This is a genomic window from Hymenobacter arizonensis (assembly GCF_900115775.1).
Lineage (GTDB): Bacteria > Bacteroidota > Bacteroidia > Cytophagales > Hymenobacteraceae > Hymenobacter > Hymenobacter arizonensis.
Genome location: NZ_FOXS01000002.1, coordinates 686,946 through 708,345 on the forward strand (window position 1 = coordinate 686,946; position 21,400 = coordinate 708,345).

The 21,400-nt window shown below is 62.1% G+C and carries 16 protein-coding genes and 1 tRNA gene; 12 read left to right on the forward strand and 5 right to left on the reverse strand.

Annotation, left to right across the window (positions count from 1 at the left end):
* Positions 1-4 precede the first annotated feature (4 nt).
* Together BMZ66_RS09280 and BMZ66_RS09285 are read left to right on the forward strand one after the other, a co-directional pair.
* Positions 5-1,435 carry a phytoene desaturase family protein gene (locus tag BMZ66_RS09280; protein WP_092671517.1) on the forward strand — a complete coding sequence of 477 codons (1,431 nt, stop codon included), beginning with the start codon at positions 5-7 and terminating at the stop codon, positions 1,433-1,435.
* Positions 1,428-2,243 (forward strand): alpha/beta fold hydrolase, encoded by an 816-nt coding sequence (locus tag BMZ66_RS09285; protein WP_092671520.1) that lies wholly within the window; start codon positions 1,428-1,430, stop codon positions 2,241-2,243. The genes BMZ66_RS09280 and BMZ66_RS09285 overlap by 8 nt, the downstream gene beginning before the upstream one ends.
* A 166-nt stretch (positions 2,244-2,409) precedes the next feature.
* Here the strand turns inward: BMZ66_RS09285 and BMZ66_RS09290 are convergent, their stop codons facing one another.
* The gene (locus BMZ66_RS09290) at positions 2,410-3,552 is read right to left on the reverse strand and encodes an FAD-dependent monooxygenase (protein ID WP_143080126.1); all 1,143 of its coding nucleotides are present in this window, start codon (positions 3,550-3,552) and stop codon (positions 2,410-2,412) included.
* A 441-nt stretch (positions 3,553-3,993) separates the two neighbouring features.
* Between BMZ66_RS09290 and BMZ66_RS09295 the strand changes: the two genes are divergently transcribed.
* The gene (locus tag BMZ66_RS09295; protein WP_092671526.1) at positions 3,994-6,801 is read left to right on the forward strand and encodes a TonB-dependent receptor; all 2,808 of its coding nucleotides are present in this window, start codon (positions 3,994-3,996) and stop codon (positions 6,799-6,801) included.
* A 416-nt stretch (positions 6,802-7,217) separates the two neighbouring features.
* Entirely contained in the window at positions 7,218-8,318 is a 1,101-nt protein-coding gene (locus tag BMZ66_RS09300) for a sensor histidine kinase (RefSeq protein WP_092671529.1), read from the forward strand.
* 116 nt (positions 8,319-8,434) lie between these two features.
* Here the strand turns inward: BMZ66_RS09300 and BMZ66_RS09305 are convergent, their stop codons facing one another.
* Together BMZ66_RS09305 and BMZ66_RS09310 are read right to left on the reverse strand one after the other, a co-directional pair.
* Entirely contained in the window at positions 8,435-8,959 is a 525-nt protein-coding gene (locus BMZ66_RS09305; protein WP_092671532.1) for a ferritin, read from the reverse strand.
* 180 nt (positions 8,960-9,139) lie between these two features.
* Positions 9,140-9,212, reverse strand: a tRNA-Thr gene (locus BMZ66_RS09310).
* A 139-nt stretch (positions 9,213-9,351) separates the two neighbouring features.
* Between BMZ66_RS09310 and BMZ66_RS09315 the strand changes: the two genes are divergently transcribed.
* The 4 genes from BMZ66_RS09315 (at position 9,352) to BMZ66_RS09330 (ending at position 13,908) form a co-directional block, all read left to right on the forward strand.
* Positions 9,352-9,792, forward strand: coding sequence for a hypothetical protein (locus BMZ66_RS09315; protein ID WP_092671535.1), 441 nt, complete (start codon positions 9,352-9,354; stop codon positions 9,790-9,792).
* Positions 9,793-9,939: 147 nt separating this feature from the next.
* Positions 9,940-10,200: a hypothetical protein gene (locus BMZ66_RS09320; RefSeq protein ID WP_092671538.1), complete on the forward strand. Its 261-nt coding sequence runs from the start codon at positions 9,940-9,942 to the stop codon at positions 10,198-10,200.
* A 138-nt stretch (positions 10,201-10,338) separates the two neighbouring features.
* A complete protein-coding gene (locus tag BMZ66_RS09325; RefSeq protein WP_092672987.1) occupies positions 10,339-12,906 on the forward strand; it encodes a YfhO family protein in 2,568 nt (855 codons plus the stop codon).
* Between the two features lie 72 nt (positions 12,907-12,978).
* Positions 12,979-13,908, forward strand: coding sequence for a 1-aminocyclopropane-1-carboxylate deaminase/D-cysteine desulfhydrase (locus BMZ66_RS09330; RefSeq protein WP_092671541.1), 930 nt, complete (start codon positions 12,979-12,981; stop codon positions 13,906-13,908).
* Positions 13,909-14,022: 114 nt separating this feature from the next.
* On the opposite strand, the gene BMZ66_RS09335 is transcribed toward BMZ66_RS09330, so the two are convergent.
* Positions 14,023-15,183: a hypothetical protein gene (locus BMZ66_RS09335; protein ID WP_092671544.1), complete on the reverse strand. Its 1,161-nt coding sequence runs from the start codon at positions 15,181-15,183 to the stop codon at positions 14,023-14,025.
* Between the two features lie 64 nt (positions 15,184-15,247).
* Between BMZ66_RS09335 and BMZ66_RS09340 the strand changes: the two genes are divergently transcribed.
* Positions 15,248-15,883 carry a DUF4230 domain-containing protein gene (locus BMZ66_RS09340; RefSeq protein ID WP_092672991.1) on the forward strand — a complete coding sequence of 212 codons (636 nt, stop codon included), beginning with the start codon at positions 15,248-15,250 and terminating at the stop codon, positions 15,881-15,883.
* A gap of 94 nt (positions 15,884-15,977) precedes the next feature.
* Here the strand turns inward: BMZ66_RS09340 and BMZ66_RS09345 are convergent, their stop codons facing one another.
* Positions 15,978-16,484: a regulatory protein RecX gene (locus BMZ66_RS09345; RefSeq protein WP_092671547.1), complete on the reverse strand. Its 507-nt coding sequence runs from the start codon at positions 16,482-16,484 to the stop codon at positions 15,978-15,980.
* Between the two features lie 152 nt (positions 16,485-16,636).
* Between BMZ66_RS09345 and BMZ66_RS09350 the strand changes: the two genes are divergently transcribed.
* The 3 genes from BMZ66_RS09350 to BMZ66_RS09360 all read left to right on the forward strand — a co-directional run bounded on the left by BMZ66_RS09350 (position 16,637) and on the right by BMZ66_RS09360 (position 21,361).
* Positions 16,637-17,554, forward strand: a complete 918-nt coding sequence (locus BMZ66_RS09350; protein ID WP_234795048.1) for a DMT family transporter — start codon at positions 16,637-16,639, stop codon at positions 17,552-17,554.
* Between the two features lie 364 nt (positions 17,555-17,918).
* The gene (locus tag BMZ66_RS09355) at positions 17,919-20,564 is read left to right on the forward strand and encodes a DUF5686 and carboxypeptidase regulatory-like domain-containing protein (RefSeq protein WP_092671553.1); all 2,646 of its coding nucleotides are present in this window, start codon (positions 17,919-17,921) and stop codon (positions 20,562-20,564) included.
* A 173-nt stretch (positions 20,565-20,737) separates the two neighbouring features.
* The gene (locus BMZ66_RS09360; protein WP_092671556.1) at positions 20,738-21,361 is read left to right on the forward strand and encodes a BLUF domain-containing protein; all 624 of its coding nucleotides are present in this window, start codon (positions 20,738-20,740) and stop codon (positions 21,359-21,361) included.
* Positions 21,362-21,400: the final 39 nt, after the last annotated feature.

Genomic DNA, 21,400 nt, shown 5'->3' on the forward strand with positions numbered 1-21,400 from the left:
TTTAATGCCCAACGCAGCCCTTCGCTCCCGCACCATTCTCATCATCGGTGGCGGCATTGGTGGCTTGAGCGCCAGCATCCGGCTGGCGCAGCTGGGCTACCAAGTGCAAATTCTGGAAGCGCGGGGCAGTGCCGGCGGGCTGGCCTCCGGCGTATGCGCAGGAGATTTTGCGTTCGATGCCGGCCCTTACATTCTGCTTGACAAGCCGGGCCTGGACTGGGCCCTGCAGCAGCTAGGCATAGCCCCCGAGACTCTGCCGCTCACGCCCATCGAAGCAGTGTACCACGTGCTGCACGAAGACGGCAGCACTACGGCCTTCGACCGCAGCCTGGCGGCTACCGCCGCCCGCTTTGAAGCCGCGCACCCCGGCAGCGGCGCGCAGTACACCGCGTTGGTCGACCGCACCTTTGCCATTCACCAAAACCTGAAGCCGTTCACGTTCAAAACGCACCCCAACGTGCTCGATGTGCTGCGCAACGGCTCGCTGCGCTACGTGCCCTTCCTGCTCAGCTCGCTCGACACGGTGCTGAAGCAGTCGGGCCTGCCGCTACCGCTGCGCAAGGGCATCAGCATCTGGACGCACGTGGCCGGCCAGCCCGTGGAGCAGGCGCCCAGCCCCATGGCCTTCGTGCCGGGCCTGTTCCACCGCATTGGTGCGTATCACCCCCGGGGCGGGATGCGCGCCATTGCCACCTTGCTGGAAGAAAGGGCCCTGGCGGCCGGCGTCACCATTCGCTACCATACCAAAGTGGCCGCCATTCGCACCGCCAGCAAAGCCGTGACCGGCGTGCAAACCGAGGCTGGCGAGTTCATTCCGGCCGAGGCCGTGATATCCAATTCCAACGGCATCGGCACCTACACCGAGCTGGTAGAAAACTTCGCGCCGCCCGAAAAAGCGAAGCTGGAGAAGCTGCCGCTGCAGTCGCCTGGGGTGTGCGTGTACCTGGCCGTGCAGGGCCGAAACCCGCCCTATTACATCCGCTTCAAGCTCAACGGCACGGGCTGCACCGCCTTCGTGCAGCCGGGCCTGCTCGACCCCGGCCTGGCCCAGGACGGCTGGTACCCGGCCCGGCTCATTGCCCCGCTCGACCACGCCACGGCCGCCGAGCTCGGCTCCGAAGGCCAGCACCAGCTCATGGATGAACTGCTGGCCGACCCGTGGTGGCGGGAAAACATCACGGCCTACCGCGTGCTGCACCGGCGCACCACCTTCGAGTGGGGCCGCGAGTACACCCTCTACCACGACAGCATGAACCCCGTGATGACGGCCCGATTCATGATTAAGGGCCGCATTGCGCACCGCAGCCCGTTTGTGCGCGGCCTCTACCTCACGGGCAGCTCCACGCACCCGGGGCAGTGGGTGAGCTTTTGCGCCATCTCGGGCGTGCTGGCGGCCGATAGTCTGGCCCACGATTACCCCGTGGCCCATGCTTGAAACAGCAATTGAATCGCACCACGGCCAGCCGCTGCGCGTGGCCCGCCTGGGTCAGGGCGAAGCCGTGGTGCTGCTGCACGGCTACCCCGAAAACCTTCAGGTATTTGCCCAGCTCGCTCCCGGGCTGGCCGTTGATAAGCAAGTCATTGCATTCGACTGGCCCGGCATGGGCCACAGCGCCGACTGGCCCGGCGGCGCTACCCCGCTGCTCATGGCCAAGCGCCTGCTCCAGCTCCTCGACGAGTGGCAGATTGACAAAGCCCACCTCATTGGCCAGGACATGGGCGGGCAGCCCGCGCTGGTATTCGCCGCCGTGTACCCCACTCGGGTGCGCAGCGTGGTGGTTATGAATTCGCTGGTGAGCGGCGACACGGAAACCTCTTGGGAAATAACTTGGCTGCGCCGCTTCGGCGTGAATAAAGTGCTGCTGCGACACTTCCCGCGGCTGATTTTCTGGCGAGCGCTGCACACGTTTCTGCCCCGCCGGGCCCCGCTGGCGCCGGCCCTTTACCAGGACATGTGGCGCACGTTTCGGGTGCCCGCCGTGCGGCAGTTCATCGTGCGGATGTGTGCCGGCTACGAAGGGCAGCTGCCTCGCCTGCCCGCCTGGTACCGGCAGGTGGCGTGCCCCGTGCTCGTGCTGTGGGGCGGGCGCGACAAGCACTTTCCCGTGGCCCACGCCCACTATTTAAAAACCCAAATTCCGCAGGCGCAGCTGGCCATCCTGCCGCAGGCCACCCACTGGATGGTGCTGGCCCAGGCCGAGGAAGTGCTGGCCCGGATAAGGACTTTTTACGCGGGGCTTTAGGGCACTGTGCGAGTAGCGCGAACTTTGTAGTTCGCGTGCCAGAACGACACCCGAACGGCGCGGGGAAGACACCCGGACGGCGCGGGGACGCGAACTACAGAGTTCGCGCTACTTGCGCACTGTCCCGAAACCACTTACTGGCATTAGCTGATTCTACCTGCCTTACTCAATAATTGAGCGAATACACCTGGCAAAATTGCTGCTCGACGAGCCGGGCCGGGGCGGCCCGCATCACGAAGTTGCGGATGGCGCCCGCCGTGTTGGTCCAGTAGCCCACGCGGCCCATGAGGCGGGAGGTGCGTACGATGAAGGTGGCTTTGCGGCGACGCAGGCGCTGCAGGGCGGCAAAGGCCTGCTCTACGGTGGGCTCGCGGTGCAGGCACTGGGCAATTACGAAAGCGTCTTCCACGGCTTGGCAGCCGCCCTGGCCCATGTAAGGCGTGGAGGCGTGGGCAGCGTCGCCAATCAGGCATACTTTGCCGCGGCTCCAGCGGGGAATGGGGTCGAAATCGGCAATTTCATTGCGGATAATGCGGTTTTCGTCGGCCGCTGCAAGAATGGCCGGCACGGGGTAGGCGAAGTCTTGGAAGGTGGCCTGCAGGTGGGCTTTTAACGCGGGGCGGTCTGTGGGTTGGGGGCCGGCCTTCACCACCACAAACCAGTCGACCACCCCGTCGGCCACTTCCGAAAAGCCGAAGCGAACGCCCTGGGACCACGCCTCCATGATGGACTGCTTGAACGCCGGCGCCAGCTGCACCTCCGACATGCCCCGCCACACCACGTGCCCCGTGCCGGCAAACCGGACTCTGGGAAACAGCTGCGTGCGAATGGCGGAGTGCACCCCATCGGCCGCAATCACGAAGTTGGCGTGCAGCACCGTGCCGTCGGTGAAGGCCACGCTCACGCCGTTAGCATCCTCTGTGAGCGAGACGAAGGTTTTGGAGAGGAGAACGGTGGCCGGGTCCAGCTCGGCCAGCAGCAGGGCCTGCAGGTGGGCGCGCTTGATGGCCGTGGTGGTGTAGCCAAACTTTTGCCGAATCCGGTCCTGGTTGGTACGCATGATGGGCTGCATCTGCCCATCAACCACCTGAATGTTGCGCAGGGGCACCCCGGCGGCGTTGATTTTCTCGGCCAGGCCTAGGCGGTGAAACACTTGCATGGCATTGGGCGCCATCCAGATGCCCGCGCCCAGGGGCAGAATTTTGGGCGCCGACTCGCACACCCGCACCGCAATGCCGCGCTGCTGCAGGGCCACGGCCGCGGTGAGCCCGGCAATGCCACCGCCGATGATAAGACCTGTTGGCTGCATGAAAATTAGAAGGTTGGGAAACTCGCCGGGGCTTTGGTTCCGGCCACACGGCTGGGCGCTGGTCCGCTGGCCGGCTGGGGGCACGGGGCGTTTTGCGCAGGCAAGGTAAGCAGGAGATGAAGCCCCGTAGCGCCTCGTTGCCGGGAAGTTAGTGCTTGGAGGCCGCGGAGAGGAATCAGCGTGATAGGGAGCTAATTTTTAACAAATTAAGCTGGGCCTTGCTTAAGGAATCAGTAAGGTAAAATGCAAAAATGACAATTAAAAATATTAATAACTATATAAATTATAAATCCTTGCACTGAAATGTAAGGATAGTCTTTAACGAGGGTTTTTGGGCATTTAACAAGCAAGAATGGCCGTTGAAAGAAAATGAATAGGAGGCCTTGATTTAAGCCAATAATTTTGAGCCCTCTTATAATAATTTAATTTTCGTCGTTTCGAATGCAACAAATTTACTCGGTATTACTGGCAGCCTCCTTGCTGCATGCTTCGCCCGTACTTGCCTCCTCCACCAGCGGTGGAGCCCCCCACCAACCCACCAAAAAACCTGCTGCCAAGCGTCCTGCGGTGAAGCGCAAGGCCCTGGCGCCCCCCACCGACCCTACCGAAAGCTCCATCCGGGGCGTGGTGCAAACCACCGCCGGTGAAACACTGCCCGGGGCCACCATCTTCATCCGCGGCACTTACATTGGCACGGCCACCAACCAGGTTGGCCAGTTCAACCTGAACCCGTCGTTCAACGGTGGTGCGCTGGAGCTGGTGGTGTCCTATGTCGGTTACGAGACCCAGGTAATCCAGCTCATCCAGCCCGACATGGCTTTGAATGTAAGGCTGGTGCCCAGCGCCACTCTGCTGAACGAAACCGTAGTATCGGCCTCCCGCATCGAGGAAAACATCCTGCGCGCCCCGGTTACCATCGACAAGGTATCGGGCCGGCAGCTCGACCGCATCAGCACGCCGGAGGTGCTTGCCGGCCTGGGCATGCTGCCCGGCGTCGACGTGAACTCGGCTTCCATGCTCTTCACCAGCATCAGCACGCGCGGCTTTAACACGGCCAAGTCGGAACGTGTGATTCAGCTGGTTGACTACATGGACACCGCCCTTCCCTCGCTCAACCTGAGCCCCGGCAACCTGGTGGGTATTCCGGAGCTCGACATGGAAAGCATCGAAATCATCCACGGCCCAGCGTCGGCGCTCTACGGTTCCAATGCTTTGAGCGGCGTGGTGCTGTTCAACTCCAAAGACCCGTTTGTGTACGACGGCCTGAGCGTGCGCCTGCGCGGCGGCGAGCGCAACCTCATGGACGGACAAGTGCGCTACGCCAAGAAAATAGGCGAGCGGTTTGCGTTCAAGCTTAATGCCAGCGGCTTCCGGGCCACCGATTGGCTTGCGCAGAACTTCGACGCCTCGTCGTTCTCGGCCAATCCGGCCGGCTCCACCCTGGGCTACGACGCCGTGAACCGCTACGGCGAGACCAGCAACGTGTATTCGCCCTTCCAGAACCAGCCCGGCTTCACGGTGAACCCCGAGCTGTACGGCAAAACGGTGTACATGCCCGGCTTCAGCGAGGCCGACCTTATTCGGGGCGATGAGAAAACCCGTTCCTACCGCGTGCAGGGCGCCGTGTCGTACTTGGTGAAGGACGACCTCAAGCTCACGGTGGAAGCCAAGCGCGGCGTGGGCACGTCCACCTACCAGAACCTGAGCCGCTTCCGGATTAAGGATTTGGGCACCAACCAGTACCGGGCCGAACTGAAGGATTCGAAAGGCTTTATCCGGTTGTTCTCCACCGAGGACTTTTCCGGCAGCACCTACGAGTTGTCGCAGCTCAGCCGCCTGATTCAGAACTCGCCCGTTTCGGAAACCAACAGCATGCCCTACAGCCAGCGCTACTTCGTGGTGTACAACCAGGCCTACAGCCAGGCGCGCGGTGCCAACCTGAGCCCCGAGCAGGCCCAGGCCGCAGCCCAGTCGGCCGCCAACGGCACCCAGCTGCAAGCCACCGACGCGCGCTTCATTGCCCTGCGCGACAAAATTGCCAACAACGACCAGCCCGGCGTGGGCGCGCAGCAAAACTTCGGCTCCTTCCTGAACGACATCAGCGCCCAGCGCAGCTTCAAGCTCGGCAACGCTGGCACCAACCTGATTGTGGGCGCGGCCTACCGCGAGTTCCGCCTGGGCTCGGGCGGCAAGCTGTTTGCCGACACCGAAGGCAAGCGCATCGGCAACTACGAGTACGGCGCCTACGGCCAGGTAACCCAGGCCCTGCTCGACGAGCACCTGAAACTGGCCTTCGCCGGCCGTGTCGACAACTTCAAGAATTTCGCGCCGGCCTTCTCGCCCCGTGCCGCCGCCGTGTATTCGCTCGGCCAGAACCTGCAGCATAACTTCCGGGCCAGCTTCAGCCAGGCGTTCCGCAGCCCCACCCAGCCCGACCAGTACCTGCGCTCCGACGTTGGCAACTTCATTCTGCTGGGCAACGTGGGCGACGGCTTCAAGGGCTACAACTTCACCAACTCCAAGGGCCAGGCCTACACGCCCGGCACCTCGCTGCAGGACTTTGAAGTATCAATCGACAAGCTGCGGCTTGAGCGCGTGAGCACCGCCGAGGTGGGCTACAAGGGCGCCATCATCCCCAACGTGTACGTCGACGCCAGCTACTTCCGCAGCAGCTACAACGACTTTATCGGCGGCCGCCTGTTCGTGGGCAACGTCGACGGCTCCCGCCCCACGTTCCAGCAAGTGAACGCCGGCCTGGCTTCGGGCTTCACCAACCCCAATGCTTCCCCGGCCCGCGTCATCTACGCCGCCAACAATAACAGCCAAGAGGTTCGCACCCAAGGGGCCACGTTCGGCCTCACCTACTACATGAGCAGGGCGCTGAACATTGGCGGCAACTACTCCTTCAACTTGCTGGACAAGAGCAACCTGCCCGAAGGCTTCCTCACCTTCTTCAACACGCCCAAGCATAAGTTCAACATCCTGGCCAGCGGCACCGTGCTCACCAACCTCACCTACTCGGTTAACTACCGCTGGGTGGAGGGCCACAGCCAGGAACTGCCCTTGGCCAACGGCCAGATTCGTACCTACAGCACCACCGACGCGTACCTGGGCTACACCCTGCCCAAGCTGGCCACCACCCTGCAGGCCGGCGTCTCGAACGCCTTCGATGCCAACAACGTGCAAATCATCGGTGGCCCGCAAATTGGTCGCCTCGCCTACCTGGGCGTGCTCCTGAACGTGAAGTAAGGAACTTGGGCTGCCGCGCTGCCTTTGCTGGCGGGCGTCGGTTTTGATAAGTTAAAAACAAGCCAAAAGGCCCGCATTTATAATGTGGGCCTTTTGGCTTGTGGGCAGTTGGTAACCAATAGGATAGAGCCATGCATGCATGCATGCATGCATGCATGCATGCATGCATGCGGCAATTATTAGGCTGAACCGTTCGGGATAGCTTGTTGATAATGAGCAAACAGATGGCCGTCAGTACGCGTATGGTTCTGGTGAAGCTATTGATGCAGCTCTCTCGCTTTCTGGTAAGTCTATGCCTTATTATACTGTTAGCAGCTGCTCTTTAGCAACAGGGCAAGAGCCAGAGCTGCGCCTACATGTAGCCGGTTACGACAAGTAAAAATTGATATCTTTAGCTGCATTCAAACAGGGCCAAAGTGACTGATTTCGCTGATTTCTTTGTGGACCAGGCCGCTGCCAGCAGCCATGTTCAGTTTATTTATGACGTGGCAGCCGACCGGGTCACTTTTGTGAACGAGGCCTACGAAAAAGCTCTGAACGGCCGCTGCGCACACGTCAACGAAGAGCTGCCGGCCCTGCTGGCCCGCCTCCACCCCGACGACCGCGCCTACCTCATCCATTACTGCAAGCTGTGGGTGCGGGGCCAGGTCTCCGATGAGATAGAAGTGCGCCTGCAGCAGCCCGGCCAGCCCGACCAATGGTTTTGCCTGACGCCCCACCACCAAGCCACCAATGGGCGGGTGCTCATCGGGGGCGTTCTGCGCGATATCAGCGTGGCGAAGCGCCACCAGCAAAACGCCGACAACTTCAGTAGCCGCAAAAACGCGGCGTTGGAAATCCTATCGCACGACCTCAGCGGCGCCTTTGGCATCGTGCAGCAAGTGGCGCAGTACCTGACCGAGGAAGTGACCGTGCCGGCCAACAGCCGCGTGGGCGACATGCTGCGCGTGCTCGAAAACACCAGCCGCAGCAGCCTCAAGATGATTCGCGACCTGGTTAACATGGAGTTCCTGTCCTCGGCCAATACCGACCTGAAGCGCGACCGGGTGGAAGTAGGCACCGTGCTCCGGGCTCCGCTCGATGAGCTGCAGCGCGGCCAGGGCACCCTGGGCCACGCCTTTGAATATTCGCTGCCCACGGAGCCGCTCTACGTCAACCTCGACGTCAACAAAATAACCCAGGTGCTCGCCAACCTGGTCAGCAATGCCTTCAAGTTCACCCCCGATGGCAAGCGCGTGGCCGTGGCCGTGGAGCCCTGCCCGGGCTGCGTGCGCATCCGGGTAATCGACGAGGGAATTGGCATTCCGGCCGCCCTGCAGCCGCAGCTGTTCGAGCGTTTTACCAAGGCCCGGCGGCAGGGCCTGCGCGGGGAGCAAACCACGGGCCTGGGCTTGGCGCTGTGCAAATTCATTGTGGAATGGCACGGGGGCACCATCTCGGTAGACAGCGCCGAGGGCGTGGGCACCACCTTCACGGTGGAAATACCGCAGGCTGAGAGCGAAATCGCCGCGCTCTAAAGGCGGGCTGAGCGGGCTATAGTGGGGGTAGCGCGGACTTTTAGTCCGCGAATCCTCCGGTCAGTGGGCTTGCGGACTAAAAGTCCGCGCTACAGTACACCAACCCCGAGACGGCTCTAGCTAGCGGCGTTGCCGTCGGGCCCGGCGTGGCCGCGAAACAGCAGAATGTCTTTGTCGAACATGTAGATGCCGCTCTTGTCGTCGCCCACCAGCTCGAGCTTGTCGTTGAGGGTGCGGGCCAGGGCTTCTTCCTCCAGCTGCTCCGACACGTACCACTGCAGGAAGTTGTGAGTGGCAAAGTCCCGCTCCTGCAGCGCCAAGCCCACCAGCTCGTTGATGCTGGCCGATACCTCCATCTCGTGGCGCAGAAAATCCTGAAACACCCGCTGCAGCGACTGAAACGTGACTACAGGCTGCGGCAGGGCCGGCACCACCGCAAAGCCGCCCCGCTCGTTGACGTAGCGGATGAGCTTGAGCATGTGCACTCGCTCCTCGTTGCTTTGCTGGTAGAAGAAGTTGGTGACGCCGTCGAGCCCCGGCTGAATTTCGGCCCACGAGGCCATGGCCAGATAGGCTTGCGACGACTGCGCCTCCATGGCAATCTGTTGGTTGAGCGCGTCCTTGATGGATTGAGTGAGCATACGCAGGCAGGCAGGCTAAGATGATGGGCGGGCCACAGCAAGCAGGGCCCTGCCCGAAAGTACTACTTACGTGCCAAGGCTGGGGGCGGGGTGCTTTTCGATGACCCGGGGCCGAAAACGCAAAAACCCGGAGAAGCGCTTCTGCCGGGCAGCAAGCATTTCTCCGGGTTTGAAAAGGGGAGCCTCTTATTGGACTCGAACCAACGACCTGCTCATTACGAATGAGCTGCTCTACCAACTGAGCTAAAGAGGCTTATTTCCCAGCCAACGATTTTGGAGGGGAGTGCAAAGATAGGCACCGCGCCGGACGCCGCGCAACCGCCACCGTGGAAAAGTTTGGCAACCCCGCCTCGCGGTCAGCGTTCTATCAAGGCTACCCTTTCCTGCTACATATGAAACTACTGCCTTCGCTGGCTGCCGGCTTTGCCGGAGCCGTGGTTCTCACCGCCATTCACGAAACCGTGCGCCACCTGCGGCCCGAAGATGCCCCGCGCATGGACGTGCTGGGCATGCGCGGCCTGCGCAAGCTGTTGGGCAAAGCCGACCTGCCCCAGCCCGATAACGACACCTTGTTTGGCATGACCATGGCCGGCGACATTCTCAGCAATGGCCTCTACTACAGCCTCGTGGGCAGCGGTCGCCACGCGCTGCGCCGGGGCGCACTGCTGGGCGTGGCCGCCGGTGTGGGCGGGGTGCTGCTGCCGGGCCCGCTGGGCCTAGGCGAAGCACCTAGCAACCGTACCCCCCAAACCCAAGCCATGACTGTGGCCTGGTACACGGCTGGCGGCCTGGTTGCCGGCGCCGTGGCGCAGGCCCTGCGGAAAGGCCGGTAGCTTCTGGGTCGCGTCACTGTACGGAGTCTTGTTGTGAGCTGCGGGAGCTTTTGCGGCCGTGCGGCCGTTGAGAGCAGTAGAGGGCCCACGGTTCGGTCGCCTTTCGACGCTGGCTGTACCTTGCGGCGGCTTTTACGTTTCTAGGCTATGAAGTTCTGGTTTATCTTGATTTTGGTTTTTGTGGCAATGCGCTATGTATTGCCCATTGTGTTGCGGCTGGTGCTGGCCGGCTTTGTGCGCAAGCAAATGCGCAACGGCGGCTTTGTGGTGCCTCCGCAGTCGCGGCCCGGCCCGCCGCCCGTGCCTGGCGAAGTTCGGGTCGACTACGTGCCCCCCGTGGCGCCCGAAGCGGAGAAGCCACCGGGCTTCAAAGGCGGCGAGTACGTTGATTTCGAGGAAGTCAAATAGCGCGCAAGGGTTCGCGAAGTAAAAATTAAGTCTCGCTAGGTGTTGCTTCAACATTTTGGCGGGACTTAATTTTTGCTCTGCGAATCCTTGCGCAACTGTACCTTCGGGCACGTTTTTGTGTTCCCTAAAATTGCCCTGATGGCTGCTGTTGCTTCTGCTTCTTCTGTTTCGTCCGCGCCGTGGTGGCGCCGGGCGCTGCCCCACGTGCTGGCAGTCCTGTTTTTCGTGCTGCTGGCCTGCGTGTATTTCTCGCCTATAGTGTTCGATGGCAAGACGCTGGCCCAGCACGACATCACCCAGTTTCAGGGTGGCGCCCACGAGGCGCAGGAGTACGCCAAAGCCATGGGCAAGGAGGCGCTCTGGACCAATTCCATGTTCTCGGGCATGCCCACCTACCTCATCAGCCTGCACTTTCCGGGCGACTGGTCAGGGTACTTGCAAAAAATCATGACCCTGGGTTTGCCCGCTGTGGTAGCCAACTTGTTCCTGGCGCTGCTGTGCGGCTACATCTTGCTGGTGGCGCTGGGCGTGCGGCCGTTGGTGGCCGTGGCCGGGGCCGTGGCGCTGGGCTTTTCGAGCTACAACCTCGCTATTCTGGCCGCGGGCCACAACACCAAGAGCATTGCCCTGGCCTATGCGCCCCTGGTGCTGGGCGGCGTGCTGGTGGCATACCGCCGCGATAAGTGGCTGGGGGCCGCGCTCTTCGCCGTGGGCCTCACCCTAAACGTGCGCGCCAACCACCTCCAGATTACGTATTACCTGATGCTGCTGGTGGTCATTTTCGGCATCATCGAGCTGGTGGCTGCGGCCCGGGCCGGCCGCCTGCCCGAGTTCCTGAAGCGCACGGCGTTGCTGGGCCTGGGCGCGGCCCTGGCCGTGGGTGTGAGCTTTGGCCGCCTCTACACCACCCTGGAGTACAGCAAGTACAGCAACCGCGGCCGCACCGAGCTCAAGAGCCCGGCACCCGGCCAGGCCTCGGCCACCAACCCTGATGACGAGAGCACTGGCGTCGACCGCGACTACGCTTTCCAGTACAGCTACGGCGTGGGCGAAACCATTACCCTGCTGATTCCCAACTTCTACGGCGGCGCCAGCGCCATGCCGCTCGGTACCGATTCGAACCTGGCCAAAGCCGGCCTGCCCCATGAATACCTCACGGGGATGCCCACCTACTGGGGCCAGCAGAGCTACACGGCCGGCCCGGTTTACATGGGCGCGGTGGTGTGCTTTCTGTTTATTCTGGGGCTGTTTGTGGTGGAAAAACGCACGCGCTACTGGCTGCTGGCGGGTACCATTCTGTCCATTCTGCTGGCCTGGGGCAAGAACTTCGAGACCTTCAACTACTTGATTTTCGACATTCTGCCGGGCTACAACAAGTTCCGGGCCGTGAGCATGGCACTGGTTATTGCCCAACTGGCCATGCCCATCCTCGGCGCGCTGGCCTTGAGCCGCGTGCTGCGGCCCCACCCCAAGCCGCAGCCCTTGGTTCCGGCCGATGCCCAGCAGCACCCTGCGCTGGCAAAAGCGGCCGGAGCGGCCAAAGTGCCCATGTCGGGCGAAGCAGCGGCCTTGCTGCCCAAGGTGCTGTATGCCGGCGCCATCACGGCGGGCCTGTGCGTGCTGGCGTATCTGGCCAGCTTCAGCTTCGATTTTGCGGCGCCGATTGATAATGAGCTGACCAAGCAGGGTTTCACGCCGGAGCTGCTGGGCGCCCTGCGCGCCGACCGGGCCGACCTGCTGCGCGGCGACGTGTGGCGCGGGCTGCTGTTCATTGGTGCCGCGCTGGCGGTGCTGTATTTCTACCTCAAAGGGCGGCTGGAGGCCGTGCCGGCCGCGGCCATCATGGTGCTGCTGGTGCTAGTCGATTTGTGGGGCGTCGACAAGCGCTACCTCGGCACGGACAAATTCCAGCGCGAGACCATTGCCGAAGCCTTCCAGCCCTCGCCCGCCGACCAGATGATTCTGCAAGACCCGGGTCTGAGCTACCGCGTGCTCAACATGCAGAACCCCTTCAACGAAGCCCAGACATCCTACTTCCACAAGAGCATTGGGGGCTACCACGGGGCCAAGCTGCGCCGCTACCAGGACCTCATCGAGCGCCAGATTTCGAACAACAACCAGCAGGTGCTCAACATGCTGAACACGCGTTATCTCATCACCGGCGACCCCAAGCAGCCCGTGCAGCGCAACCCCGGCGCCCTGGGCAATGCCTGGTTTGTGAGCGAGGTGAAAACCGTGAACAGCCCCGACGAGGAAATGACGGCCCTTAACACCCTGAATCCGGCCACGGAGGCCGTAGTGGACGCGAGCAAGTTCCCGCAGCAAAAAGCCGCGACCTACGACATCACCGGGGCCACCATCAAGTTGACGGGCTATAGCCCCGATGAGCTGAAATACAGTTACCAGTCGCCCCGCAATGGCATGGTGGTGTTCTCCGAAATCTACTACGCCGATGGCTGGCAGGCTTTCCTCGATGGCAAGCCCGTGCCGCACCTGCGGGCCGACTACGTGTTGCGGGCCATGCCAGTGCCGGCCGGCTCGCACACCATCGAGTTCCGTTTCGAGCCTAATTCCTACTCCGTTGGCAACGGGGTTTCGCTGGCTTCCAGCATTGCGCTGCTGCTGGTGCTGGTAGGGGCGGGCGTATACGCCTCGCGCCGCAAGCAAACTGCTGACGCTCCGGTAGCCGCCGCTCCGCTGGCATAAAGGCGCCCGCGTGGGGCTCTGGTTTTGCTAGGGCTCCACGCGCTACCGCCGCTGAGTCGGCTACCTTTCTGCATGCAGTCTGACCGCGCACTTTTACAGGAAATCAATGAGCCCCTGGCCGCTGCGCATGGCGTGCGCCTACTGCTGTGGCGCGATGATTTGGCGCACCCAGACCTGCCCGGCAACAAAGCCCGCAAGCTGAAGTACAACCTGGAGGCCGCCCGCCAGCAAGGCCACCACACGCTGCTGACTTTTGGCGGTGCCTACTCCAACCACGTGGCCGCAGTGGCTACGGCCGGCCGGCTGTACGGATTTAAAACCATTGGCTTGATTCGGGGTGACGCCCCGGGCGCTGGCCACGCCGTGCTGAACCCCACGCTAACCCAGGCCGTGGCCGATGGCATGGCCCTGCACTACCTGGACCGCAACACCTACCGCCGTCGCTCCGACCCTGATTTTATAGCCGAACAGCTGGCTGCCTTCGGCCCGGCCTACGTGCTGCCTGAGGGCGGCACCAACCCCCTGGCCCTGCCCGGCTGCGCCGAGTTGGTGGCCGAGCTGCGCTCCCTAACCGACTTTGATGCGCTGGCTGTGGCCGTGGGTACGGGCGGTACCCTGGCCGGACTCCTCACGGGCCTGGCGGGCCAGCAGCAGGCCGTGGGGGTAGCAGCCCTGAAAAACGGCAGTTTCCTGCGCGCCGAAGTAGATGCCCTGACCGAGCAGGCGGTAGGGCAGGCTTTCGCCAACTACTCGCTTCAAACCGATTACCACTTTGGCGGCTACGCCAAATACTCCGCCGAGCTGCTGGGGTTCATTCGGCAGTTTCGGGAGCGGCATGCGGTGCTGCTCGACCCGGTTTATACCGGCAAGCTGCTCTATGGCGTGCTGGATTTAATTGGCAAGGGGCACTTTCGGCGGGGCAGTACTGTGGTGGCGATTCATACCGGCGGCTTGCAGGCCTGGGCGGGCTGGCACCAGCGGTTCGGGAGCATTGCGGACTGAATAGCGGTTGGTGTCCGTTCCTATGTGTGACCCCACCCCCAGCCCCTCTCCCGGAGGGGCTGGGGGTGGGGTCACACATAGGAAAACTCAATGTACCAATCGAGAATCTCCTTATTAGCCAGCGCGCCGCTGCCAGCGGGCCGTTAGCTCCAGTGCTGCCAGCACGAATACCACCACCAAAACCGGCGCGAGAAACCGGACGTCCCAGTCATCAACTGTAAGCATGATGATGGCCGTCTGGAGCAGAAAAATAGCCGCCAGAAATACCCGGGCCGGCCGCCAGATGGCGGCCTGGCGCGCCCCCAGCGCCGCCAGCACATAGGCTGGCCACAGCACGGCCACGCCCACCAGGCGGTGCGCCAGCGAATAATGCGGCTTGAGGTAGCTCACGAAAACAAATAGCTTGCCGAGCATCAGCCGCCCCAGGTAAATGGGGTTGTGGAAAGCAAAGTAGAGCACCCGCGCGGCCGGACCAGTGCCGGGCGGCGGCATATTGAGCGGTTCGGCCTGGTGCACGGCCCAGAGCTGGTAGCGAAATATCAGCTCGCCGCGCTGGTAGGTGTCCATGAGGTAATAGGTGGCAAGCTGGTGGTTGAGGGCCTGCCACAGCAGGGGCGACAGTAGGACTAGCAGGAACAGCGCCGCCCGCCAGGGCCGTGAGTCGCGGCGGCGGCGCAGCGCATCGAGCCCCGCCAAGCCAGCTGCCAGCCCCACCATAAACCCGTTGGGCCGGGCCAGCGCCGTGAGTGCTAGCAGGAGCAGCAGCAGCGCCCAGGCTTTGCGCCCGCCGTGGCGCACGCGAGTAAACGCACCGAATGACAGCGCCACCAGGCTGATAAACAACGACTCGGTGAGCAGAAAAACGTTGAACTGCTGGATATCGGGCCAGGCAATAAAGAGCAGGGTGGCCAGTGCCGCGGCTTCGCGCCGCCCCTCGGCCAGCCGGCGCGTGCCCTGGTACACGGCCCGCGTGGCCAGGGCCGAAACCGCCATCTGGCCAGCTACTATCCCCCACCAGCCCGCGCCCAGCCACAGCCAGAAGCTTTGAAACAGCGGGTAGAGTACGTAGCGCAGGTTGTGGCCGGGCTCGAAGTAGCCGCGCTCGGCAATGTTGGCGGCGTACTCCAGGTAGCGAAAGCTGTCGTTGGCAAAGTGGGGGCCGTGAAACTTCCGCAAATACACCAACTGCACCAGCACCCACAGGCTCGCCAGCAGGGCCGGGTGCCGCGGCCACAGGCGCCGAACCAGCAATCGAAAAAAGAATAACACGCCCATGGCCCGCAAAGCTAGCGGCTGGCCCGCCCGAACGCCGCCGCCCGGGGCCCGTACTGTAGAGCCTATGAATCTATTTCGCCTAATTCGTCGCCTGCTGCCGCTCTTGTTTCTGGTGGGACTGGGGTGGTTTCTGTGGCGCAAGGTGGGCCCCGTACTTGGCGAGCTAAACGAAGCCAGCAGCTTGAACCCGCAAGTCACCGTCACTCACAACACGGTTCTGACCCAGGTCGAAGCTCTGGGCCGGCTGGAGCTGGTGCGCTACCGCTTCAAGGACGTAGTGGAATACAAGCGCCGCACCTACCGCTTCCTGCCCGAATCGAAAGTGGCCCTGGTGGTGGCCGGCGAGGCCGTGGGCTGCATCGACTTGCGCAAGCTCCGGCCCCAGGACGTGGTGCTGGAGGGCGACTCGGTAGTGCGCGTGTCGCTGCCCGCGCCCGAGCTGTGCAGCTTCCAGATAAACCACAACCAAAGCCGCGTCTTCAGCACCGAAAACGGCTTTTTCCAAGATGCCGAACTGGTGGATGAAGGGTACAAGTACGCCGAAGCGCAGGTGCGCAATGCAGCCTTGCAGTCGGGTATCCTGCCCGCCACCCAGCGCAACGCCGAGCAAATACTAGTGCCCATGCTGCGCACGCTGACTGGCCGGCGCGTCATCCTGGGCCAGCAAATGACGCTGCCGAAGGCCGGGCCCAAGCAGTAGAATTGCGCGAAGTAGCGCGGACTTTTAGTCCGCGGCGGCAAATAGCTACACGGAGGCGGGTGTAATTGGTGCGCGGACTAAAAGTCCGCGCTACTTACTCGTCGTCTTCCGGCGCTTTGCCCAAGTCATCGAGCGCAATTTTGATAAGGTCCTGTTCGTAACCCTTACCGGTGAGGTACTGCGAGATTTTCATGCGGCGCACGCGCGGGTTCTTCTCCTTTTCCTGGCGGTCCTTCTTCTCCATCACGTCTACCAGGTTCTGGTAATACTCCTCGCCGTCAATCTCCTTCATGCCCGACTTGATGCAGTACTCGCTGATGCCTTTTTGCTTGAGCTCCTGCAAAATGCGGCGGCGGCCCCACTTCTTTTGCCGGTAGTGGCCGCGCACGAAAGCCTGGGCAAACCGCTCTTCGTCCAGCAGCTTTTCCCGGCTCAGTCGGATGATGATTTCGCCGGCTTCGTCCTCGTCCAGGCCGTAGGAGCGGAGCTTTTGCTCCACCTCTTTCTGGGTGCGCTCCTGGTAGGCGCAGAAGGAGGCAATCTTTTGCAGGGCTTCGCCGGGCGTGTATTGCTTAGGCGTCTTGTCGGGGCTTTTAAACATTTAACAGGTATCAATTAACATTTAACAGCCGTCCTTCTTTTGCTTTCAGCGGCTCCCTTCTAACAATGCCGGCCGAAGTTCGTTACCCGTTCCCGTCTGTTGAGTGGAATTCCTTGAACGCTAACGAAGGATTGTCAAGTGTTGATTGATAAATGTTAAATGCAATAAGTCCTGGCATTCGCCTGATGCTGCTGAGTACCTTGCTGTTTGCGGGCATGAATGCCTGCGTAAAGCACTTGCAGCACCTGCCCGCGCTGGAAATTATTTTCTTCCGCTCCGTTTTTTCCATCGTGGCCAGCTACGTGGCGCTGCGGCGGCTGGGCGTGGCGCCCTTTGGCAACAATTACCGCCTGCTCATCAGTCGCGGGAGTACGGGGGCGCTGGCCTTGGTGTGCTACTTTCTGGCGCTGCAGAATCTGCCGCTGGCCACGGCCGTCACCGCGCAGTACCTGGCGCCCATTTTCACGGCGGTGATGGGTATTTGGCTGGTGCGCGAGCCAGTGCGCCACCTGCAGTGGGTATTTTTTGCGCTGAGCTTTGGGGGCGTGGTGCTGGTGCAGCAAGGCGGGCCGGTGGGCCCGGCAGCCGGGGCGCAAGGAGCAGCCGGGCTGGCATTTCTGGGCATTGGGGTATTTGGCGCGCTGCTATCGGGGCTGAGCTATAACGCCATCCGCAGGCTGCGCGGGCGCGAGCATCCCCTGGTTATCGTTTTTTACTTCCCCTTGATTTCGCTGCCACTTGCTGCGCTGGGCTGCCTCTTTAGCTGGCAACTGCCGCAGGGCACCGACTGGCTGTGGCTGCTGGCTTGCGGCGCCTTCACCCAAGGCGCGCAAGTGGCCATGACGCGCGCCTACCAGCTGGAGCGCCTCAGCCGCGTGGCGCCGCTCAACTACCTGGGCATGTTTTATGCGCTGGGCCTGGGCTACGTTTTCTTCGCCGAAAGCTTCGGCCCGGTGGCCTACGCCGGCATGACCCTGGTGCTGCTGGGCGTGGGCCTGAATGCCTGGTACACCAGCCGAGCCGATGCCCGCGCGGCTGCCTTGGCTCCGGCGGAGGAGGTGGTGGCGTAGGGAAAAAGGTAACGGTTGTAAACGGTGTTTGGCTGCGCTGGTAAGGTGTCAGGTAAGTCAATAATCAGCCAGAAGACCGTCATGCCGAGCGCAGCCGAGGCATCTCGCTCGCATCGTCCTCACGATTGAGTTACTCCCCCACGCGAGATGCCTCAGCTGCGCTCGGCATGACGGTCTCTATTTCATTGACCCGCCCAATACCTGCTAAGCCATCAGGTGCGCTCGATGCGGCAGTCAGAGAGCGGCGCCAAAAAGTAATAGATTCAATTTGCAATGCTCCCAAGCAACTGTTGGGCCTTAACTGGCATCTGCTGGCAGGAGGCCGTAACTTGGCCAGGTTCTATTTGCTGCCATACTCTGCATCATGCTTTTTTCTGCTTTGCGTCTACCGTTTATTCTTCTGGTAATTAGTTTCTTGTCCTTTAGCACCCACGCCGGTGTCATAAAGGGTACGGTGAGCGGAGCCAACAACCAGGGCCTAGCTTTTGCCAACGTGGCGGTGCGCGGTGCCGCCACCAGCACCGGGGCCAATGAACAGGGCCAGTACCAGCTGCGGCTGCCGGCCGGGCAATACGAGCTGGTGTTTCAGTACGTGGGCTACCGGCCCCAGATTCAGCCGGTGCGCGTGCAGGGCGGCGACACCCTCCTGACTGTGAACGTGACGCTGCAGCCGGAGTCCTACAACCTGGGCGAGGTGGTGGTGAAGTCGACCGACCGCGACCCGGCCTACGCCATTATTCAGCAGGCGCAGCAGTGGCGGGCCTACCACCGGCGCGAAGTGGCCGCCTACCGGGCCCGAGTCTACATCAAAAGCCTGGGCCGCATCAACGACACGCCCGAGAAAATCATGGGCCTGTTCAAGCTGGGGCCCGACATCAAAAAGGGCATTTTTTACCTATCCGAGAGCGTGTCCGAATTCAGCTTCACCCAGCCCAACACGGTGAAGGAGCGCATGATATCCAGCCGGGTGAGCGGCGACTCCCGCGGCATCAGCTTCAACCGGGCCAGCGCGGCGCGTAACCTGGGCTTCTATGAAAACCTCATCAAGCCGGGCTTTTCGGAGCGGGGGTTCGTGTCGCCCATCGCCAGCAACGCCATGCTGTTCTACAAGTACGAGCTGGTGGGCAGCACCCCGCGGGGCGGCGACGTGGTGCACAAAATCCGGGTGATTCCGCGCCGCCGCACCGACCCCGTTTTCACCGGTTTCATTTACATCGTTGATAATTCCTGGCGCATTCACTCCGTGGACCTGACCCTGGACAAGGATGCCCAGATTGACTACGTCGACGAGCTGCACATTGCCCAGCAGTACGCCCCTGCGCCCGGCAACCCCAACGTGTGGCTCATTCAGTCGCAGCAGGTGCGGGCCAACCTCTCGGGCTTGGGTTTTAAAGGGTCGGGCTACATTTCGGCCGTGCTTTCCGACTATGCCAACGTGGTGCCCACCTACCCCGCGCCACCTGCTGCCAAAACACCTCCCGTGGTGGCCGAGGCCAAGGAAAGCGCCCCCGTGGGCCAAGAGACCGCTGCCCAAATTCGCAAGCGCAAGCCTGACCTGCGCGGCCTCAACGCCCAGGTGCGCAAGCAGGTGAAGCAGGCCGTGCGCGACTCCATCAAAAACGACCCCCTGGCCCGGATGCCACGCGGCCAGGTGCAGCTGGTAGAAAAAGGCGTGAACGAGCGCGACATTGCCTACTGGGAGCAGGTGCGCCCTGTGCCCCTGACCGCCGAGGAGCAGAAAGACTACCAGGTGAAAGACAGCACCGAAACCCTCCGCAAGTCGCGCCCCTACCAGGACTCGCTCGACCGCAAGCGCAACGAGTTTGAGCCCATCAACCTGCTGATAGGCGGATACACGCACGTCAATACCTTCAAAAAGCAGTCGGTGTCGGTGCTGCCGCTGGCCCAGATTTACCAATACAATACCGTGGAAGGGCTGGTCTTCAACCCCCAAGTCATCTACCGGCAGCGCACCGAAGACCGGCGCTTTTTCACGCTGACGCCCACCCTGCGCTATGGCGTCAGCAGCAAGGAGTTCAACCCTAGCCTGGCGGCTACCTGGCAGCTGCACCCCGCCAAAACCAAGCAATTCTCCCTGTTGGTGGGTCGCACCGTCGAAAACTTTGACCGTAACTCGCAGCTCACGCCGGCCATCAACACCATCTACACGCTCTACGCCAACCGCAACTACGCCAAGCTTTACCGCCGCGACGGCGCCGAGCTCACTTACCTCACCGAGCCCATCAACGGCCTCAACCTGCGCTTGAGCGGCGGCTACTTCGACCGCCGCGAGTTGTTCAACACCACCGACCGCCTCCTGAGGGACATACCCAACCGAGCCTTTACCCCCAACCGGCCCGTGAGCGAGGAAATGCCCAACACCAGCTTCGGCCGCAGCCAAGTGCTCACCGTGGCCGTGTCGATGGACTACAAGCCCGGGCAGCGCTACATCAGCCGCCCCAATGGCAATTTTACCCTTGGCTCGAAATGGCCCACCATCAACCTGCAGGGCCGCGCGGCCCTGCCCGGCGTGCTGGGTAGTGATGTGCGCTACACCCTGCTCCAAGCCGGCGTGCGCGACAACGTGGCGCTGGGCCTGCTGGGCAACAGCAGCTACCGCGTCAGCGTCGGCAGCTTCGTGGGCCGCAAGGAGGGCATGCAGTTCATGGACTACCGCCACTTCTCCGGCAACCAAACCATTCTGACCGGCAACTTCAGCAACTTCCAGCTGCTGGACTACTACCGCTTCAGCACCAACAATAGCTACGTCGAAGCTCATTACGACCACCATTTCAACGGCTTTTTCCTCAACAACATCCCGCTGCTGCGCAAGCTGAAGCTGCAGGAAGTGGCCTCGCTGAACTACCTGACCACCGCGCAAGCCGGGCACTACGTGGAAGTAGGCGTGGGCATCGAGCACATTGTGAAGGTGCTGCGCGTAGATTTCTACACCGCCCTGCAAAGCGGGGAGAAGCTGGGCACGGGCGTGCGGATTGGCTTCGGGTTCTAAGCCGCGATTGCTCTGCTGAGCCAAACGGGTGTTGGGGGAGGCGCATCACCCCGCAGCAGCGCCCGCCAGTAGGGCTGCTATTCGGGCTTGCTGTGCGGGAATAAAAATTTATTTAACATATTATTTACTATATATTAATCGAATAAAGTTGGGCGGCGTACAAGTTCAAAAAAATGCTTCGTCCCCCCCTTGCTACTGAGGCCCAACGACGTCGGGCGGTCGACTGGGTCATGACCCTGACGGCCAACACCGAACTTACCCCTCAGCGCTACGAGCGCCAGTTGCTGCAGCACTACCAGCGGGGCGAACTCACCATCGACGAGGTTATCGGCCTTCTGGATGCCAGCCAGTACCACGTGCTCTACCGCAGCCACGCCACCAAGCCCTTCACCGATGCGCAGCTGGAGGACTTGCTGGCTTCGGCCCGGCCGTTCAACGCGGCCAATCAGCTCACGGGTTTATTGCTTTACAACGATAGCCGCTTTGTGCAGGTGCTGGAAGGTCCCGAAGCGGCCGTGCGTGCCCTCTACGCCCGCATTCAGCAAGACCCCCGCCACACCAGCGTCGTGACGGTTAGCGAAGGCCCGGGGCCTGGGCGGCGGTTTGGCGAGTGGGGCATGGCCTTTGGGCGCGTGGCCGGTCCGGCCGTGACGCAGGCCTTCGACACGGTGCTGGCCCAAGACCCCGTGCCGGGCACCGTTACCGACAGCGCTCTGTTGTTGGAACTGCTTCAGGCCTTCGGGGTCACGCAAGAGACGCGGGCCGCTGAGGAACCCGAATTTCCCTTGTTCAACTAAGACTAATGCCTGGGCCCACGCATGCCCAATTCGTTCGGG

Bases quoted from the DNA above. Each gene is read 5' to 3' on its own strand.
- BMZ66_RS09280 (WP_092671517.1), top strand. From the start codon at position 5: ATGCCCAACGCAGCCCTTCGCTCCCGCACCATTCTCATCATCGGTGGC.
- BMZ66_RS09285 (WP_092671520.1), top strand. From the start codon at position 1,428: ATGCTTGAAACAGCAATTGAATCGCACCACGGCCAGCCGCTGCGCGTG.
- BMZ66_RS09290 (WP_143080126.1), bottom strand. From the start codon at position 3,552: ATGCAGCCAACAGGTCTTATCATCGGCGGTGGCATTGCCGGGCTCACC.
- BMZ66_RS09295 (WP_092671526.1), top strand. From the start codon at position 3,994: ATGCAACAAATTTACTCGGTATTACTGGCAGCCTCCTTGCTGCATGCT.
- BMZ66_RS09305 (WP_092671532.1), bottom strand. From the start codon at position 8,959: ATGCTCACTCAATCCATCAAGGACGCGCTCAACCAACAGATTGCCATG.
- BMZ66_RS09315 (WP_092671535.1), top strand. From the start codon at position 9,352: ATGAAACTACTGCCTTCGCTGGCTGCCGGCTTTGCCGGAGCCGTGGTT.
- BMZ66_RS09320 (WP_092671538.1), top strand. From the start codon at position 9,940: ATGAAGTTCTGGTTTATCTTGATTTTGGTTTTTGTGGCAATGCGCTAT.
- BMZ66_RS09325 (WP_092672987.1), top strand. From the start codon at position 10,339: ATGGCTGCTGTTGCTTCTGCTTCTTCTGTTTCGTCCGCGCCGTGGTGG.
- BMZ66_RS09330 (WP_092671541.1), top strand. From the start codon at position 12,979: ATGCAGTCTGACCGCGCACTTTTACAGGAAATCAATGAGCCCCTGGCC.
- BMZ66_RS09335 (WP_092671544.1), bottom strand. From the start codon at position 15,183: ATGGGCGTGTTATTCTTTTTTCGATTGCTGGTTCGGCGCCTGTGGCCG.
- BMZ66_RS09340 (WP_092672991.1), top strand. From the start codon at position 15,248: ATGAATCTATTTCGCCTAATTCGTCGCCTGCTGCCGCTCTTGTTTCTG.
- BMZ66_RS09345 (WP_092671547.1), bottom strand. From the start codon at position 16,484: ATGTTTAAAAGCCCCGACAAGACGCCTAAGCAATACACGCCCGGCGAA.
- BMZ66_RS09350 (WP_234795048.1), top strand. From the start codon at position 16,637: ATGTTAAATGCAATAAGTCCTGGCATTCGCCTGATGCTGCTGAGTACC.
- BMZ66_RS09355 (WP_092671553.1), top strand. From the start codon at position 17,919: ATGCTTTTTTCTGCTTTGCGTCTACCGTTTATTCTTCTGGTAATTAGT.
- BMZ66_RS09360 (WP_092671556.1), top strand. From the start codon at position 20,738: ATGCTTCGTCCCCCCCTTGCTACTGAGGCCCAACGACGTCGGGCGGTC.